Below are 842 nucleotides of genomic sequence, written 5' to 3'. Positions count from 1 at the left end.
AGAGCAGGGCAGCGGCGATGTGGAGGAAGCCGAGGTAGTGGACGGCGCGTCGGTCGAAACGCGTGGCGATGCGCCGGAAGTGCTTGAGCTTGTTGAAGCAGCGCTCGATGGTGTTGCGGACCCTGTAGGCCGCGACGTCGTAGGGGATTGGGTGTCGCCGTGTCGGGTTGCAGGGGATGACCGCCTCCGCCCTCATTCCGGCGATGAGGCTGCGCAGGGCGTTGCTGTCGTAGGCTTTGTCAGCCAGGACACGGCGCGGCGAGAGGCCTTCGAGAAGGGCCGGGGCGAGCGGCGCATCCCCGCTGGCCCGGGGTGAGGATCAGCTTGAGCGGACGTCCGCGCGCATCGGTGGCCATGTGGATCTTGGTCGTCAGTCCTCCTCGGGAGCGTCCCAGAGCCTGGTCCCCCCTTTTTGGCCGCCCCCCTTGCCGGTGGCCGCCTGCTGGTGAGCACGCACGAGGCTCGAGTCGAGACTGACATAGTCGTTGTCGGGATCGACGATGAGGTCGGCGAAGACACGCTCCCATACCCCGGCCTTGGCCCAGCGGGTGAAGCGCTTGTGGGCGGTCTTCCACTTCCCGTAGCGCTCAGGCAGGTCGTGCCAGTGAGCGCCTGATCGCAGCACCCACAGCACGCCGTTGACGAAGGCGAGGTTGTCCGCGCCCGAGCGACCCGGATCACCGGGCTTGCCCGGCAACAGGGGCGCGAGCCGCTGCCACTGCTCCGGGCTCAGTTCATACCGCTTTGGCTTGGCCATCCCAGGCTCCCGGATCCTCGATCCGAACACTTGAGAATCACACCACGCCGCAAAGCGGAACTCTGAATGTCGATTGAACCTAGAG

Annotated in this window: 1 pseudogene; it reads right to left on the bottom strand. The window is 66.4% G+C overall.

Going from position 1 to position 842, the window contains the following annotated elements:
- Window positions 1-757: pseudogene (locus MKK53_RS00115) on the bottom strand (IS5 family transposase); the annotation flags it as partial.
- Window positions 758-842: the final 85 nt, after the last annotated feature.

The organism is Methylobacterium sp. J-076 (genome assembly GCF_022829405.1).
In the GTDB taxonomy this organism is placed as follows: domain Bacteria; phylum Pseudomonadota; class Alphaproteobacteria; order Rhizobiales; family Beijerinckiaceae; genus Methylobacterium.
The sequence above is the reverse complement of the archived record's forward strand: the minus strand, read 5'-3'. Positions and strand labels throughout refer to the sequence as shown.